This window comes from Afifella sp. YEN Y35, assembly GCF_047553465.1.
Taxonomy (GTDB): domain Bacteria; phylum Pseudomonadota; class Alphaproteobacteria; order Rhizobiales; family Afifellaceae; genus Afifella; species Afifella aestuarii.
This window is the reverse complement of record NZ_CP180203.1, coordinates 40,961-55,852: the sequence shown is the minus strand read 5'-3', so window position 1 is coordinate 55,852 and position 14,892 is coordinate 40,961. Positions and strand designations below refer to the sequence as shown.

At 63.6% G+C, this 14,892-nt stretch carries 10 protein-coding genes; 3 read left to right on the top strand and 7 right to left on the bottom strand.

The features are described 5' to 3' along the window. Nucleotides 1-84: 84 nt before the first annotated feature. On the top strand, nt 85-741 hold the full coding sequence (locus ACK8CP_RS00250) for a hemerythrin domain-containing protein (RefSeq protein WP_234628879.1): 657 nt from the start codon (nt 85-87) through the stop codon (nt 739-741). A gap of 148 nt (nt 742-889) precedes the next feature. Here the strand turns inward: ACK8CP_RS00250 and ACK8CP_RS00245 are convergent, their stop codons facing one another. After that, entirely contained in the window at nt 890-1,627 is a 738-nt protein-coding gene (locus ACK8CP_RS00245; protein WP_414832948.1) for a Crp/Fnr family transcriptional regulator, read from the bottom strand. Nucleotides 1,628-1,799: 172 nt separating this feature from the next. On the opposite strand from ACK8CP_RS00245, the gene ACK8CP_RS00240 reads away from it, so the two are divergent. Next, the gene (locus ACK8CP_RS00240) at nt 1,800-2,609 is read left to right on the top strand and encodes a universal stress protein (protein WP_414832947.1); all 810 of its coding nucleotides are present in this window, start codon (nt 1,800-1,802) and stop codon (nt 2,607-2,609) included. Between the two features lie 102 nt (nt 2,610-2,711). On the opposite strand, the gene ACK8CP_RS00235 is transcribed toward ACK8CP_RS00240, so the two are convergent. The 4 genes from ACK8CP_RS00235 to ACK8CP_RS00220 form a co-directional block, all read right to left on the bottom strand. Then, nucleotides 2,712-5,054, bottom strand: a complete 2,343-nt coding sequence (locus ACK8CP_RS00235) for a heavy metal translocating P-type ATPase (RefSeq protein ID WP_414832946.1) — start codon at nt 5,052-5,054, stop codon at nt 2,712-2,714. Between the two features lie 549 nt (nt 5,055-5,603). Then, complete coding sequence (locus ACK8CP_RS00230) at nt 5,604-6,758, bottom strand: osmoprotectant NAGGN system M42 family peptidase (RefSeq protein WP_128291823.1); 1,155 nt, start codon at nt 6,756-6,758, stop codon at nt 5,604-5,606. Beyond that, nucleotides 6,758-8,548 (bottom strand): N-acetylglutaminylglutamine synthetase, encoded by a 1,791-nt coding sequence (gene ngg / locus ACK8CP_RS00225; RefSeq protein WP_414832945.1) that lies wholly within the window; start codon nt 8,546-8,548, stop codon nt 6,758-6,760. Before ngg ends, ACK8CP_RS00230 begins: the two co-directional genes overlap by 1 nt. 12 nt (nt 8,549-8,560) lie before the next feature. Then, complete coding sequence (locus ACK8CP_RS00220) at nt 8,561-10,336, bottom strand: N-acetylglutaminylglutamine amidotransferase (RefSeq protein WP_414832944.1); 1,776 nt, start codon at nt 10,334-10,336, stop codon at nt 8,561-8,563. A 505-nt stretch (nt 10,337-10,841) separates the two neighbouring features. On the opposite strand from ACK8CP_RS00220, the gene ACK8CP_RS00215 reads away from it, so the two are divergent. Next, nucleotides 10,842-11,996 (top strand): PQQ-dependent sugar dehydrogenase, encoded by a 1,155-nt coding sequence (locus tag ACK8CP_RS00215; protein ID WP_414832943.1) that lies wholly within the window; start codon nt 10,842-10,844, stop codon nt 11,994-11,996. Between the two features lie 72 nt (nt 11,997-12,068). Here ACK8CP_RS00215 and ACK8CP_RS00210 read toward each other — a convergent pair whose 3' ends face one another. Together ACK8CP_RS00210 and ACK8CP_RS00205 are read right to left on the bottom strand one after the other, a co-directional pair. Next, on the bottom strand, nt 12,069-12,461 hold the full coding sequence (locus ACK8CP_RS00210; RefSeq protein WP_234628886.1) for a response regulator: 393 nt from the start codon (nt 12,459-12,461) through the stop codon (nt 12,069-12,071). Between the two features lie 146 nt (nt 12,462-12,607). Further along, the gene (locus ACK8CP_RS00205; RefSeq protein WP_414832942.1) at nt 12,608-14,818 is read right to left on the bottom strand and encodes an HWE histidine kinase domain-containing protein; all 2,211 of its coding nucleotides are present in this window, start codon (nt 14,816-14,818) and stop codon (nt 12,608-12,610) included. Nucleotides 14,819-14,892: the final 74 nt, after the last annotated feature.

Below are 14,892 nucleotides of genomic sequence, written 5' to 3'. Positions count from 1 at the left end.
TCCTTGATTCAGATCAAGTTGGAAAGGGGGCAGTTCCGGCACACTTAGTAAATCAAGGGGAACGATTGGGAAGGATTTCCCAAGATGCGGCCGCAGAGACGCCATCTTGAGGCGCTGCTCGCCTGCGCGGCGGACGCGCCCACGGCAGAAATGATTCGGGAAGACCCCTTCCAGCTGATCGCTTACGAGCATGCCCTGCAGGAGCGTCTGTGCGATCTGCTGGAAGCGATCGCCGATGCCCTTCCCAGAGACGTCATCCAGGAGACGGCGCGTGCTGCGGCGTTGACGCTGCGCTTCTACTTCCCCGCCCATATCCGGCTGGAAAACGACATCCTGTTTCCCGCTCTCGCCGCGCCCTGCCGCGCCGATCGCGGCATCCGCGAGGCGATCGCCCTCGCCCGCTCCGAACATGACGCCGATGAACAGGCCGCACTGGAGCTGGCCGACGCCCTCGATGCCCATGACGAGGAAGGCAGCTACCGCGAAGCCGAGGCTCTCGGTTATCTCCTGCGTGCGTTCTTCGAATCGCAGCGCCGGCATATCGCCTGGGAGGAGACGGTGGTGTTCCCCATGGCCCGCTCCTGCTTCTCGCCATCGGCACGGGCGGATCTCGCGGCCGCACTCCTGCGCCACCGCATGCGCTGCGACAGCCAGCCTCTTGCCATCCTATTGGCAAGCGAGGTTCGGATCGTCGGGAGACATTCTCTCCGCAAGGACGGGCGTCAGGCACAGGCCGGCTGACGGACGGTTCCTCCCGCCCGGAAGAAGGCGGCGCACGTCCCGAAAGGGCACTCCCAAAAAAGCACTCACAGGCGCTCACTCAAAGGCACTCTTTGAAGCGCGCCTGCGCGGTTTATCGGGACGCAGCGAGACTGACGAAAGCCTAAGCTCAGTCCCCCGTCTCGGCTTCCAGGAGCTCCATATCGGGGACACGAATGCGCCGATTCTGCTCCACCCGGATGACGTCGGAGCCCTTCAGCTTGGTCAATTGCCGGCTTACGGTTTCGATGGTGAGCCCGAGGAAGTCGGCGATTTCGGCACGCGTCAGCGGCAGTTCGAAACCGGTGCCACCCGCATCATTGTCATCGGCATGCGGAGAATGGCGCGCAATCATCAGAAGGAACGTCGCGACCCGCTCCCGCGCCGTCTTGCGGCCGAGCGTGAGGAGAAGATCGCGCGCATCATCGAGCTCGTCGAGTGCCTGAAGATAGAGCTTGTGCTCCAGCTCCGGTGATTCGCTGATCATCCGCTCCAGAAGCTGCCGCGGGAAGGTGCACAGAACCGTGCTCGTCACCGCTTCGGCCTTGAGCGAACTCTCCGGCGAGAACGGGCGGCCGACGAAATCTGGCGCGAACTGAAGACCGACGATCTGCTGCCGACCATCCGGCAACATCTTCGACAGCTTCACGACGCCCGCGAGCACATTGGAATAGTTGGATGTCGGCTGCTCGGCATCGAGCAGGGTCTTGCCAGGCTCGACCACCTGCCTGTGGGCGCGGCGGGTCAGCTCCGACAGCTGCGATGCGTTGAGCGCGCCGCAGATCCCCCTGTTTCGAGCCTTGCATGCCCGACAAAGATCGGGCACGGGATCCGTCTCAAGGGGGGCGATTGGCACCAGCTTCATCATACCGCAGTCTTAGCGATGAAAAGGCGTCACTTCCAGGGGGGCTTGATCCTGATCAACGCGGCAATTCGGCGCGAGGTTCTATAATGGACTGTTGGTTAAACCCTGCCCCTGCCTTCCTCCACGCGTTTGAAAGGAAAGAGCCGTGAGCAGCCGTTATCCTCTCGGAACGATTATGATCCACCTTCCGACGGTGGATGTCATCCCGCGCCTCATGAATGTCGCGGTGCCGATTGCGCGCGATCATTCTGCTCACATCGTCGGCCTGCATTTGATCCCGCGCATTCCGCCAGACGTCGTCGACCCGCTCGGCGGAGAATGGTTGTCCATGCAGATGGAGCGCGACAACCAGCTGGCGGAAGAGATCGGGGCAGCCTTCAATCGCGCAGCCGCGACGGAAACGATCTCGAATTCATGGCTTCAGCTCGATGCGCGCGACGTCAATGCGACCCAGCTCGCCTGCCGCACCTGCCGCAATGCAGATCTCGTGGTGACGGCACAGGCGGCCGAAGAGCTCCCCTCCTACTATCGTCCGGAGGATCTGGTGCTCGGTGCCGGCCGGCCCGTCCTGGTGGTCCCCACCTCGGGCAACTACACCGATGTCGGGCATACGGTCCTCATCGCCTGGAACGGCAGTCGCGAGGCGGCCCGCGCGGCTTTCGACGCTCTTCCGCTCATCCAGAAGGGTGCCAAGGTCCACATCCTTTGCGTCGAGGCCGGCCACAATGAACCGGGCAAGGGATTGGTGCCGGGAGACGCCCTCGCGCGCACCCTTTCGCGCCACGGGCTCGACGTCGAGAACATGACCTCTCGGCCGGACCGCACCTCGGTCGGCGGAGAAATCCTGAACCGCGCCTCCGACCTCGGCGCGGATCTTATCGTCATGGGCTGCTACGGCCATTCGCGCCTGCGCGAGACGGTCTTCGGCGGCGCCACCCAGTCGATCATGGACCAGATGACGGTTCCGATCTTGATGTCGCACTGAATCTGCGAGGTTGAGGGCGCGCCCCGCTTGTGCGGGGCGTCTGAGGAGCGGGCAGCCGGCACCAGAACCGGCGCCCGCCTTTTTGTGAGAGCTTCACGTTCGTCAGAGCTTCACGCCCCTCAACCGGAGCGCATTGCCGACGACGGAGACCGACGAGAGGCTCATCGCCAGCGCCGCAATCACCGGCGACAGAAGCACGCCGAAGACGGGGTAGAGAACGCCCGCGGCAATCGGCACACCGAGCGTATTGTAGCCGAAGGCGAAGACGAGGTTCTGGCGGATATTGCCGAGCGTCGCATCCGCCAATCGGCGGGCTTTGACGACGCCGTTGAGATCGCCGCTCATCAGCGTCATGCCGGCGCTTTCAACCGCAACATCCGCGCCCGCCCCCATGGCGATGCCGACATCGGCCTCCGCCAGCGCCGGAGCGTCATTGATGCCGTCGCCCGCCATGGCGACTTTGTGGCCGTCTTTCTTCAGCTCCGTGATGATGCGCTTTTTGTCTTCCGGCATCACCTCCGCATGCACCTCGTCGATACCGAGCTTCTCTGCCACGGCCTTCGCCGTCGTCGGATTGTCACCCGTCGCCATCACCACTTTCAGGCCCTCGCCGTGCAGCGCCTTGATCGCGGCGGCACTTGTCTCCTTGATCGGATCGGCGACCGCGATGAAGCCGAGCAGGCGATTATCGGCAGCGGCGAACATCACCGTCTCGCCCTCGCGCCGGCGGGCCTCCGCCTCCTCGCGCAGAGAGCCCGCATCGATGCCGGCATCCTCCATCATCCGGACATTGCCGAGAAGCATCCGGCGTCCATCGACTGAGCCGGTGACGCCCTTGCCTGTGACCGCGTCGAAATCGACCGCCTTCCACAAAGTGAGGTCCTTTTCCTTGGCTCCCGCCACGATCGCCTCGGCGAGCGGGTGTTCGCTCGCAGCCTCGAGCGAGGCGGAAAGCTGCAGAAGATCATCGGAAGAGATGTCGTCCGCCGGCTCCACCGCGACGAGCCGCGGCCTGCCCTCGGTCAAGGTCCCGGTCTTGTCGACGACGACCGTATCGACATGGCTCATCGTCTCCAGCGCCTCGGCGTTCTTGATCAGGATACCGGCCTGGGCGCCACGTCCCGTCGCCACCATCACCGAAATCGGCGTCGCCAGGCCGAGCGCGCAGGGGCAGGCAATGATCAACACGCTGACGGCAGCGACGAGGCCATAGGCGAGCTGCGGCGACGGCCCGAAGACGAACCAGCCGATAAAGGCGAGGACCGCGACCGCCACCACCGTCGGCACGAAATAGCTGGCGACGCGATCGGCGAGACCCTGGATGGGCGCCCGCGAACGCTGCGCCTCGGCCACCATGGTCACCACCTGCGACAGCGTCGTCTCAGCACCGGTGCGATCGACCTTCATGTCGAAACTGCCCCGCGTATTGCTGGTGCCGCCCGTAACGCGATCGCCCTCGGTCTTTTCGACCGGCACGGATTCGCCCGTCAGCATCGATTCGTCGACCGAGCTGCGACCGGAGACCACCACACCGTCGATCGGCACGGCATCGCCAGGACGCACGCGCAAGATATCGCCCTTGGCAACCTCGGAGAGCGGGACCTCGTCCGTGCTGTCGTCCTCGTTCACGCGCATCGCCTGTTTCGGCGCGAGATCCATCAGTGCTCTGATCGCGCCTCCGGTGCGCTCACGCGCCCGCAATTCCAGCACCTGGCCGAAAAGAACGAGGACGACGATCACCGCCGCAGCCTCGAAATAGACCGGCACGACACCCCCGTCATGCATGGCCGGAGGGAAAACACCGGGCAGGAAGACGGCGACGAGGGAGTAGAGAAACGCCGCCCCCGTCCCGAGCGCGATCAGGGTGAACATGTTCAGATTGCCGGTTACGACCGAGCGCCAACCGCGCTCGAAGAACGGCAGGCCACAATAAAGCACCACCGGAGCAGCAAGTACGAGCTGCAGCCACTGCTCCGCCCTCTCGGACAGGAACGGCAGGACATCGACGCCGAGAAGGTGCCCGCCCATCTCGATGATCAAAAGGGCAATCGCGAGAGGCGCGCCGATCCACAGGCGACGCGTAAAATCGACGAGTTCTGGATTGGGCCCATCAACTGGCGCCCCCATCGGCTCCAACGCCATGCCGCAAATCGGGCAGGTGCCGGGTCCCTCCTGCACGATTTCCGAATGCATCGGGCAGGTGTAGAGCGTGCCGGCCGGCACCTCCTCATCGCGCGTCTCGCCGGAAAGATATCGCGCAGGATCCGCCACGAATTTGTCGTGGCAGCTCTCGCTGCAGAAATAATAGACCTGCCCGTCATGCCTGGCCGTGGGCTTGTCCGCGCTCGTGTCGACCTTCATGCCGCAGACGGGATCGACCGCGGTTTTTGCTCCCTTCGGGGCCGAGTGGCTCTCACCCGCCGGGTGGTGTGACGTCTCTGGCATTTCGTGCCCTCTATCTGATTTCAACAGATATGGGCGTTCCAGTCACTGGAAGGTCAAGGGACGCACAAGTCCGACGAGGAGCATGCGCCTCGACGCCAGATCGGTCACGCAGAACGTAAAAAAGCGGGCTGCCGTACGTGAACCGGCACCCGCCTTTTCAATCGTCTTTAGGACGCCGTCTCAGAATGCGGCGTCCTCGCCCAGTTCAGGCTTCGCGCGGAGTGATAAGCCCGCCTTAGTGATCGCCGCCGCAGCCGCAACCGCCCTCGTCCGCCCCATGCGCGTGCTTATGGCCGTGGCCGCCACAGCCGCACGAGCCGTGCGTGTGGTCCCCGTGCTTGTGCTTGCCGTGGCCTTTGCCACCACAGCCGCAGCCTTCATGCTCACCGGCAGCCTGGTCCTGGCAGCAGCGATCCGCGGCAGCCTCCGCTTCATGAGATTTCTCTGTCATGTCGCATCCCTTCCTAAAAAACGCGATATCGCGCCTTCACAGGGAAGTGGGTCAAGCGCCACGGGACGATCGACGAAGCCGCCTGCCGGCGCAAAGTGTCACAGCACGACAGGTTCGTCCTTCGCCTCCTCGGCCGCCTCGTCCTCGGTCGGCTGGGTGGTGAAGCCCTGGAGGCTGCCGAGCTCTTTGCTGTCGCGCTGGATCTCGACGGGGCTCGTCACATAGGCGGTGATGAGTTCTGCGAGGGACCGCAACGCATGCATATGGATGCGCTCGTAGCCGTGGCTCGCATCGACACCGAAGGTGATGAGTGCCGTGCGCACATCGGCGCCCGATTCGATCGCAGAGGCCGAATCGGAGCGGTAATGGCGGAAAACGTCCTTCTGGTAGCGGATGTCGTTTTCCAGGCAGAGACGCGCGAGCTTGCGCGTCAGATGGTAGTCGAACGGGCCGGTCTGGTCGGCCATGGCGACGGTCACGCCGAATTCCGACGAGTTCTGGCCGGGAGCCGTAGTGCCGTTGTCGACCGCCACCATCGAGGCGACGTCATGGGAGAGGATGGCAGAGGCGCCCACGCCAACCTCTTCGGCGATGGTCAAGAGGAAGTGGATGTCGACCGGCGTGATCGCATCTTCCTTCACCATCGCTTCGAGCGCCGCGAACATGACCGCGACACCCGCCTTGTTGTCGAGATGCCGGGAAACGATGAAGCCGTTTTCGACGAATTCCGGTTGCGGATCGATCGCCACCATATCGCCGACCTCCACACCGAGTTTTTCAAGCGACGGCTTGTCGGTCGCCGGCGCGTCGATGCGAAGCTCCACGTAATCCCAGCCGACCGGCAGGGTGTCGACCTCATCGGCGAAGGTATGGCCGGAGGCTTTCAGCGGCAGAATCGTGCCGCGATAGGAACCGTGATCGGTAAAAATCGTCGCCCGCGCCCCTTCGGCAAACCGCGCCGACCAATGGCCGACCGGCACGAGTTCCAGACGTCCGTTCTCCTTGAGCCCCTTCACCTGCGCGCCGAGCGTATCGAGATGGGCAACAATCGCGCGGGCCGCCTTGCGGCGGGAGCCCTGATAGATGGCACGAATGGCGCCCCGGCGCGTGATCTCGTAGCCGACCCCGAGCCGTTCCAGCTCCGCACAGCAATCGCGCACGATCGTGTCGGTGTATCCGGTCGGGCTCGGCGTCGCGAGAAGCCGCGCCAGCCAATCGGCCAGGTAGTCCGTATCGATCGCGAGCCGCGTCATCATCCCTTCCTTTCCTGCGCCATTCTGACGGAGGCGGGCATTGAGAGCGGAAACAGGAGATCGACGAAGCGCTGCGCGGTCGGCTGCGGTTCGTGATTGGCAAGGCCCGGTCGCTCATTCGCCTCGATGAAGACATATTCCGGCAGATGCGGCGCCGTCACCATCAGATCGATGCCGACCACAGGAATGTCGATGGCACGGGCAGCCGAAATCGCGGCCTCGACGAGCGTCGGATGCACGGCCGCCGTCACGTCGTGAATGGTGCCTCCGGTGTGGAGATTGGCGGATTTCCGCACCTGCAGCGTCTCGCCCTCTGGCAGGACGGAATCGAGAGAAAAGCCATTGCGGGCGATGCAGCGTTCCGTCTCGCCGTCGAGCGGGATCTTCGATTCTCCGCCGGTCGCCGCTTCACGCCGTCGGCTCTGCTTGACGATCAGGTCGCGCACGCTGCTCTTGCCGTCGCCAACCACCTGGGCCGGCACGCGAATTGCTGCGGCCACAAGCCGAAAATTGATGACGATCAGCCGGAGATCGGTGCCGGAGAAGTAAGATTCCAGCACCACGCGGTCGGCGGATTTCCTCGCTTCTTCGATCGCGGCCTTGACGTCATCGAGCGTGTCGAGATCGACGGCGACGCCCCGCCCCTGTTCGCCACGCGCCGGCTTGACGACGACGCTCTTGTGCTCGGCGAGGAAGGCTTCGAGCTCCTTCTCGTCGCCGGCCTCCATCTGGGCTGGCACCTTCACCCCGGCCTTTTCCACGATCCGGCGCGTCGCCGACTTGTCATCGCAAAGCGACATGGAGACGGCGCTCGTGAGCTCTGACAGGCTTTCGCGACAACGCACGGATCGTCCGCCGGACGAGAGCCGGAAGAAGCCCGCCTGATCGTCGATCACCTCGACATCGATGCCTCGTCGCCGCGCTTCATCGACGATGATCCGGGCATAGGGGTTGAGGTTCTCGGCCGGGTCGGGGCCGGAAAAGAGCTTCTCGTTGATCGGATTCTTGCGCTTCACCGCAAAGATCGGGATGCGCCGAAAACCGAGCTTGTCGTAGAGATTGATCGCCTTGTCGTTGTCGTGCAGGACGGAGAGATCCATGAAGGCCGCCCCGCGTGCCTGATAGTGCTCCGCGAGCCGCCGCACCATCGCCTCGCCGATGCCCGGATAAGGCGCCTGAGGATCGACGGCGAGACACCACAGCGAGGAGCCCCGCTCCGGATCGTTGAAGGCCCGCTGGTGATCGACGCCGGTGACGGTGGCGATCACCTCACCCGTCGTCTCGTCCTCCGCGACGAAATAGGTGAGCGCGCGGCTGTCGCGGTTCGACCAGAAAAATTCCGGGTCCACCTGCACCATATTGCGGCTCGCATAGATGCGGTTGACCGTCTCCGCATCGGCCAGCGAGGTCAGCCGCCGCACGAAAAAACCGGGCAGCTTGCGCCATTTCGCCCGGTAGGTGGTGAGATCGAGCCGGTAGGTGTGCGAGGGATCGAGGAAGAGCTCGTTCGGGGCCGCGGCCAGCACGACATGCGGGTCGCGCACGTAAAAGGCGATGTCGCGCCGGTCCGGGCCCTCGGCCCCGAGCTTGTCGATCATCGCCTCGTTGGTCTCGAATGTCTGCGTAAAGAGGATGCGCCCCCAGCCGCAATCGATCACCGCATTGGGATGCGGCCGCTCGCTATCCTGCTCGAGATGCGGCCGCGTGCCCTGCTCGCGCATGCGCAAGAGCCTGTGGCCAACGACATTGGCGCGTTTGCCCTGGCCCTTCTTGTCCGGTCGGCGTGACATGGCAGCCCCCTGTTAAAGCTCGTGGTTCTGCAGCCAGAGCTCCAGGAGCCCCACCTGCCAGAGCTCCGACCCACGCAACGGCGTGATATGGGCACTCGGATCATCGAAGAGCGCGTTGAGATAATCGCTGCGGAAAAGACCGCGCTCACGCGCGGATTGGCTCGTCAGCGTGTCGCGCACCATGTCGAGCGTATCGCCGGCGATGTATTTGAGCGCCGGAACCGGGAAATAACCCTTTTCGCGATCGATCACCTCTTTCGGCACCACCTCGCGTGCCACCGCCTTGAGGATGCCTTTGCCGCCATCGGCAAGCTTGTGCTCCGGCGGAATGCGCGCAGCGAGTTCCGCAAGCTCGTGGTCGAGGAAGGGAACGCGAGCCTCCAGCCCCCAGGCCATCGTCATGTTGTCGACCCGCTTTACCGGATCGTCGACGAGCATGATGGTGGAATCGAGCCGAAGCGCCTTGTCGACGGGATCTTCCGCCCCGGCCTTGTTGAAATGCGCCTCCACAAAGGCACGTGCCTCGTCCTTGGCTGCCATCCAATCGGGCGACAGATGCTGGCCCAGCTTGTCGTGGTCGCGGTCGAAGAAGACCTTGGCGTAATCGGCGGCCGGATTGTTCGAATGCGCGAGCGGCGGGTACCAGTGATAGCCGCCAAAGATCTCGTCGGCGCCCTGTCCGGATTGCACGACCTTGATGTGCTTCGCGACCTCCCGCGACAGGAGGTAGAAGCCGATGTTGTCGTAGGAGACCATCGGTTCCGACATCGCCGAAATCGCGCCCGGCAGCTCTTTCAACAGGTCGGAGGACGGCACGAAGAGCTTGTGATGATCGGTGTTGAAATGCTTGGCGATGATGTCGGAATAGACGAATTCGTCGCCCTTCTCGCCGTGCGCCTCCTCAAAGCCGATCGAAAAAGTCATCAGATCCTTCTGCCCCGCCTCGGCGAGAAGCCCGACGATCAGCGAGGAATCGACGCCGCCCGAAAGCAGCACGCCGACAGGCACGTCGGCGACCATGCGGCGGTCGACGGCCGTCCGCAGCGCATCGAGCACCATCTCCTGCCATTCGCCGAAGGAGCGGGTCACCTCTTCGCTGGAGCGTTCGTAGCGCGGATCCCAATAGACCTTCTCACGGCTCGTCCCGTCAGCCTCGATCACGCGGATCGTGGCAGGCGCGAGTTTCCGCACGCCCTTGAGGATGGTGTAGGGCGCGGGCACGACCGCATGGAACGACATGTAGAATTGCAGCGCCACGGGATCGATCGTGGTGTCGACACCACCCGCCTTGACCAGCGCCGGCAGCGACGAGGCGAAACGCAGCGTGCCGTTCGTCTCCGAAAGATAGAGCGGCTTGATGCCGAAACGGTCGCGCGCCAGCACCACCCGGCCGCTTTCGCGCTCATGAATGGCGAAGGCGAACATGCCGTGGAAGCGGCTGACGCAGTCCTCGCCCCAGGCATGCCAGGCCTTGAGGATCACTTCCGTGTCGCCAGAGGAGAAAAACCGATAGCCCTTCGTCTGCAGCTCGGTGCGCAGCTCCTGGTAATTGTAGATGCAGCCGTTGAAGACGATCGACAGACCGAGATCGGAATCGACGAGCGGCTGTTCGGAGCGTGCCGAAAGATCGATGATCTGGAGCCGGCGATGCCCGAGGCCGACACGGCCCCGGATGACGGCCCCGGAGGAATCGGGGCCGCGGGCGGAGAGGACGTCGAGCATACGCCCGATCGCTGAGGGATCGGCCTGCGAGCCGGTGAAGCTCACTTCGCCGCAAATGCCGCACATGAAATTATCTCTGCTGGTTGAGGAATGAGAATGAAACGTTGCCTCTGGTTTTAGAGAACCTGGCGCAAAGGTCAAAAACCCAGCGACGAAGCCTCGCCCAACCGTCTTCCTTCAGGCGTCGATCCGCTTGTCCGATCGTCCGCCCAGAATGCTTTCCGATCACGTCGCAGAAGCGTTCGAAATTCACTCGAAGTCAGCCGGAAATTCTTTTGCGTTCCACAGAGATACGTCCGGCTCTCAGATCCTCCCTCGCCGACGCGGGCGCTGCCGGCACGGGGACGGGGCGAGAGAGCGAGAGACGCCGGCCAATCCGCGACGTCGTTGCACATCCCGGCGGATCTTCGACGGACAGGCGCCCGCAAGATCGCAAAGCGCAGCGCTTCTCTCATGATTTTCAAGCGAACGTTATCCCGTCTTCGCCCTGCAACGGGAACTGCGCCCCCCTCTGCCGATTGGTTCGCAAAGGCGGGTCCGAGTCCGCCGGAGCGGCTTTCGGAGGATCATCATGACCAGAGGCATGTTCTTGCGAACAGGCGGAGTTCTCGCAGCGACGCTCCTCGCCAGCACCAGCCTTGCCCAGGAAGCGATCTCGACGGAGGGACCGAACATCGCTGTAGAGACCGTGGCGGAGGGCCTGTCTCATCCCTGGGGTCTCGCTTTCCTGCCCGATGGTTCGATGCTGGTGACGGAGCGCTCCGGGAACCTGCGCCATGTCACGCCCGCCGGAGACGTATCGGAGCCGATTTCAGGCCTGCCCGAGGTCGACAATCGCAGCCAGGGAGGGCTTCTCGACATCGCCCTCGATCCCGACTTTGAAGAAAACCGCCTCGTCTATTGGAGCTATGCCGAACCCGGTGACGGCGGCACGACCTCGACGGCCGTTGCCCGCGGCGAACTCTCCGACGACGGAACGGAGATGCAGGATGTGCAGGTGACCTTCTCGCAAGAGCCCAAGGTCGCAAGCACCGCACATTATGGCTCGCGCCTCGTCTTCGACCGCGAGGGCCGCCTCTTCGTGACACTCGGAGAGCGCTTCTCGGAGGCTTTCCGCGGGCAGGCGCAGGAGCTCGATTCCGATCTCGGCAAGATCGTGCGCCTCAACTCGGACGGCTCTATTCCGGACGACAACCCTTATGTCGGCCGCGAGGATGCACGCCCGGAGATCTGGTCGTACGGGCATCGCAACGTCCAGGCGGCCGCGCTCAATCCAGAGACGGGCGAGCTGTGGGAGATCGAGCACGGCCCGAAGGGCGGCGACGAGCTCAACATTGCCCGCCCCGGCGAGAATTACGGCTGGCCCGTCATCTCCTATGGCGTCAATTACAACGGCACACCCGTCGGCTCCGGCAAGGCGCAGGCGGAAGGCATGGTCGATCCGCTTTATCAATGGACACCGGTGATCGCCCCCTCCGGCATGATCTTTTACGAGGGGGACATGTTTCCCGAATGGCAAGGGGACATTTTCGTCGGGGGACTCGCCTCACAAGCCCTCGTTCGCCTCGAGTTGGACGGCGAGAAAGTGACCCACGAGGAACGTCTCCTGCACGAACGTGCCCAACGCATCCGGGATGTCGTCGAAGGTCCGGATGGCGCGATCTACCTCCTGACCGACGAAGCGAACGGGGCCATTTGGCGGGTCCACGCAGCCAAGGCCAGTTGAAGAGAGTGAGAAGAAACGCGACGGCGGGCTAAAAGGACTGGCCGCTCAATCGCGGCTCAAGGGAATGACGCCTCAAGGAAGAAGCGCAGCGAGTGCACAAACGAGCTGGCGCCCGATGATCGGCTTGTTCAGCACCGGCGCGTCCGGAAAGCGCGGCGCCACATCTTCGAGCTTGCCGTGCCCCGTGCAAAACAGGAAGGGCACGCCAGTCTCGGCAAGCCGTTCGGCAGCCGGATACACCTCTTCACCGCGCAGATTGATATCGAGAACCGCCGCAGAGTGGGGAGGATCGTTGCTGTTGGCGATGGCGAGCGCCTCCGCAAGCGTCGACGCGAAGGTAACCTCGGCCCCGGCCTTCTCGAGCTCGTAGGCAAGGTCCATCGCAACCAGAGCTTCGTCTTCTACCAGTAGGATCTGACAATCGCGGAGAGGCGCCGCTTTCTCTCCTGCACAAATGGCGGGCATACGAGCTATTTCTCCTGCAAAAACGTCTTCTGCTGGCAAACGGCAATACGCAGCCTGGATTTAACGCAACGGAACGAAAGTGGTTCCGACGAGAAGACATTTTTTTGGAAAACCGTTCTTCGTTGCACCCGCCAGAACGGGGTCGGTCACGCCTGAGCGCTCTCCTCGACGGCTGAGCCAGGGTAATCGGACACGACGATCGGCGCAATGGGGACTTCAAGTTCGAACACGAGGCCTTCCGGTTCGAAGCGGATCTCCGTACGGGCGCGAAGCTGCACCCGCAAGACATCGCTCAACAACCGTGAGCCGAAGCCGCGCCGCGTCGGAGAGACGGCGGGAGGCCCCCCGCTTTCGCGCCATTCCAGGAACAAAGTCCCGGGCGTGTCTCCGCTTTTGTCCTCCTCGACCCGCCAGACGACCGACAGCCGGCCCTCGGCCTTTGAAAGCCCACCATATTTGATCGCGTTGGTGGCAAGCTCGTGGATGGCCATGCCGATGGGAACGGCTTGTGCCGCCGCAAGCTCCAAATTCGGCCCGTCGAGGTGAACGCGCTCCGGATAGGGCTCGAGCTGCCCGCGGATAAGATCCCCGAGAGGCACTTTCTGCCAGGCCCATTCTGTCAAAAGGGTATGTGTGGAGGCGAGAGACGACAACCGCCCCGCGAAGGCATCGTTGAAGGCACTCATATCCTCGGCAGAACGTGCCGTCATACCGGCGATCGCCTGGACGACCGCCAGGGTGTTCTTCACCCGGTGATGGAGCTCGCGGATCAGGAGCTCCTGCTTGACCTGGGTCTCCTTGCGGGCCGCGATTTCCTTCTGGGCGGCCTCGAAGAGATTGGCGTTGTCGATCGCAATCGCGGCCTGGGCGGCGAGCCCCACCGACAACCGTTCCGCCCGCGCCCCGAACGCATGCGGGTTCGAATGGGCCAAAAAGAGCTCGCCATGCACTTCGCCCGAGCGGGAGATGATCGGCACGGCAAGAAAGCTGCCGACGCCGGATGCCTCACGCTCCTGCGTCCACTCACCGGTTTCATCGACCCGCAGGATGTTGTGACCGGAACGCAGAAGCTCGCCCCGATGTTCGGAGACGAAACGCAGAAAGCCGGGGCGAAAATCCTCGTTGCGGACGACGATACGGTCGCTTTCGCTTCTCTCAGCCCGCTTCTGATCGGCTGGCAGAAAGGCGCCTGCGCGCGCCCCGCTCATCACCACGCTCGCCTGCACGATGGTGCGGATTGCGCGCCCGGGGTCGAGTTCGGCAGAAAGGATGCGGCTTGCTCCGTTGAGCGCTTCCAGGGCCTGCGTTTCTTCCCGCAGCGCCACCGTTTGCCGCGCCACCTCGTCTTTCAGGAAGGCGCGGCTTTCATCCTCGCGCCGGGCCTGATGGCGAGCGAAGGCGGTCAGGGCGATCAGCGATAAAATCGCTGCAAGCGCGAAGAACGCATTCGGCTGGGCCTGTTCCAACCACAAGGAGAAGAGCGCCTGCCGCGGCACGCTGACACGAACGTACAATGGCAGATTGCCGACCTGGTGATAGGAGCCGAACCGGACGTCCTTTTCCTGCGCGAGGTTGGTGTAGCTCCCCTCCTCCGGGTTTTCCGCAATCATCTCCTCGAGCGCCGCATTGAAGGGGACCGGCGCGGCCTCGGCCGGGGCTTGCGGGAAACGCGCCAGAACCGCCTGATCGCTCTTTCGGAAGAGCGCGATCCGGGCATCGGGCGGCAGCGGGATGCGTTTCCAGAAGGTGTTGAAATAGTCGAGCGCGAGGCTCGCCGAGACGATGCCTTTGAACTCATCGCCGCCGAGCCGGCGACTGACGAGGAAGGTCGGCCTGTCCGTCACACGACCGATGATCGGCTGGCCGACGAAGAGGCCGGCATCCTGCGCCTGGTGGGCCTGAAACACATCACGGTCGGAGAGATTGGCCTGCGGCGCGGGGAAACCAAAGGTGGTGAGGCGCAGCTCACCGGTGCTGTCATTGACCCACAATTCATCGACATAAGGCAGATCGGCACGCAGCTCAGTCAGCTCGTCGAAAAGAGGCCGCGAGGCTTCGATCTCGTCCCAATCGCGCTCGCCGAGAGCGTCGGCCGCCTTCCTCAGCGCAAGATCGGAAACCTCAAAAAGCCTCGCCCCGTGATCGGCCAGAAAGAACGCGGAGCTCGCGGTGGAGCTCCGCATGTTCTCCGTCAAGTCGCGCCACTGCAGGTAGGAGATCGAAGCGACGGCAGCGAGCACGATGAAGGCCCCGAGCATACCGACGAGCGCGGCCGAGCGGGCGAGCGAGGGGCTCGGCGGGGACGGCGGCGGTTCCTCGGAAGCCGGAGTTTCGTAAAGAAGCCTGGAAAGCGGCACGCTGGCGTCACCTATCGAACGGGCGGGACATGAAGGAGGAGATCCGCCGAGAATTGTACGATTGAGTGGCGAAC

What these genes read in the sequence shown, in the direction of transcription:
- ACK8CP_RS00210 (WP_234628886.1), bottom strand. Translation starts at nt 12,461, where the DNA reads ATGCCCGCCATTTGTGCAGGAGAGAAAGCGGCGCCTCTCCGCGATTGT.
- ACK8CP_RS00235 (WP_414832946.1), bottom strand. Translation starts at nt 5,054, where the DNA reads ATGCCAGAGACGTCACACCACCCGGCGGGTGAGAGCCACTCGGCCCCG.
- ACK8CP_RS00245 (WP_414832948.1), bottom strand. Translation starts at nt 1,627, where the DNA reads ATGATGAAGCTGGTGCCAATCGCCCCCCTTGAGACGGATCCCGTGCCC.
- ACK8CP_RS00215 (WP_414832943.1), top strand. Translation starts at nt 10,842, where the DNA reads ATGACCAGAGGCATGTTCTTGCGAACAGGCGGAGTTCTCGCAGCGACG.
- ngg (WP_414832945.1), bottom strand. Translation starts at nt 8,548, where the DNA reads ATGTCACGCCGACCGGACAAGAAGGGCCAGGGCAAACGCGCCAATGTC.
- ACK8CP_RS00230 (WP_128291823.1), bottom strand. Translation starts at nt 6,758, where the DNA reads ATGACGCGGCTCGCGATCGATACGGACTACCTGGCCGATTGGCTGGCG.
- ACK8CP_RS00250 (WP_234628879.1), top strand. Translation starts at nt 85, where the DNA reads ATGCGGCCGCAGAGACGCCATCTTGAGGCGCTGCTCGCCTGCGCGGCG.
- ACK8CP_RS00220 (WP_414832944.1), bottom strand. Translation starts at nt 10,336, where the DNA reads ATGTGCGGCATTTGCGGCGAAGTGAGCTTCACCGGCTCGCAGGCCGAT.
- ACK8CP_RS00240 (WP_414832947.1), top strand. Translation starts at nt 1,800, where the DNA reads ATGATCCACCTTCCGACGGTGGATGTCATCCCGCGCCTCATGAATGTC.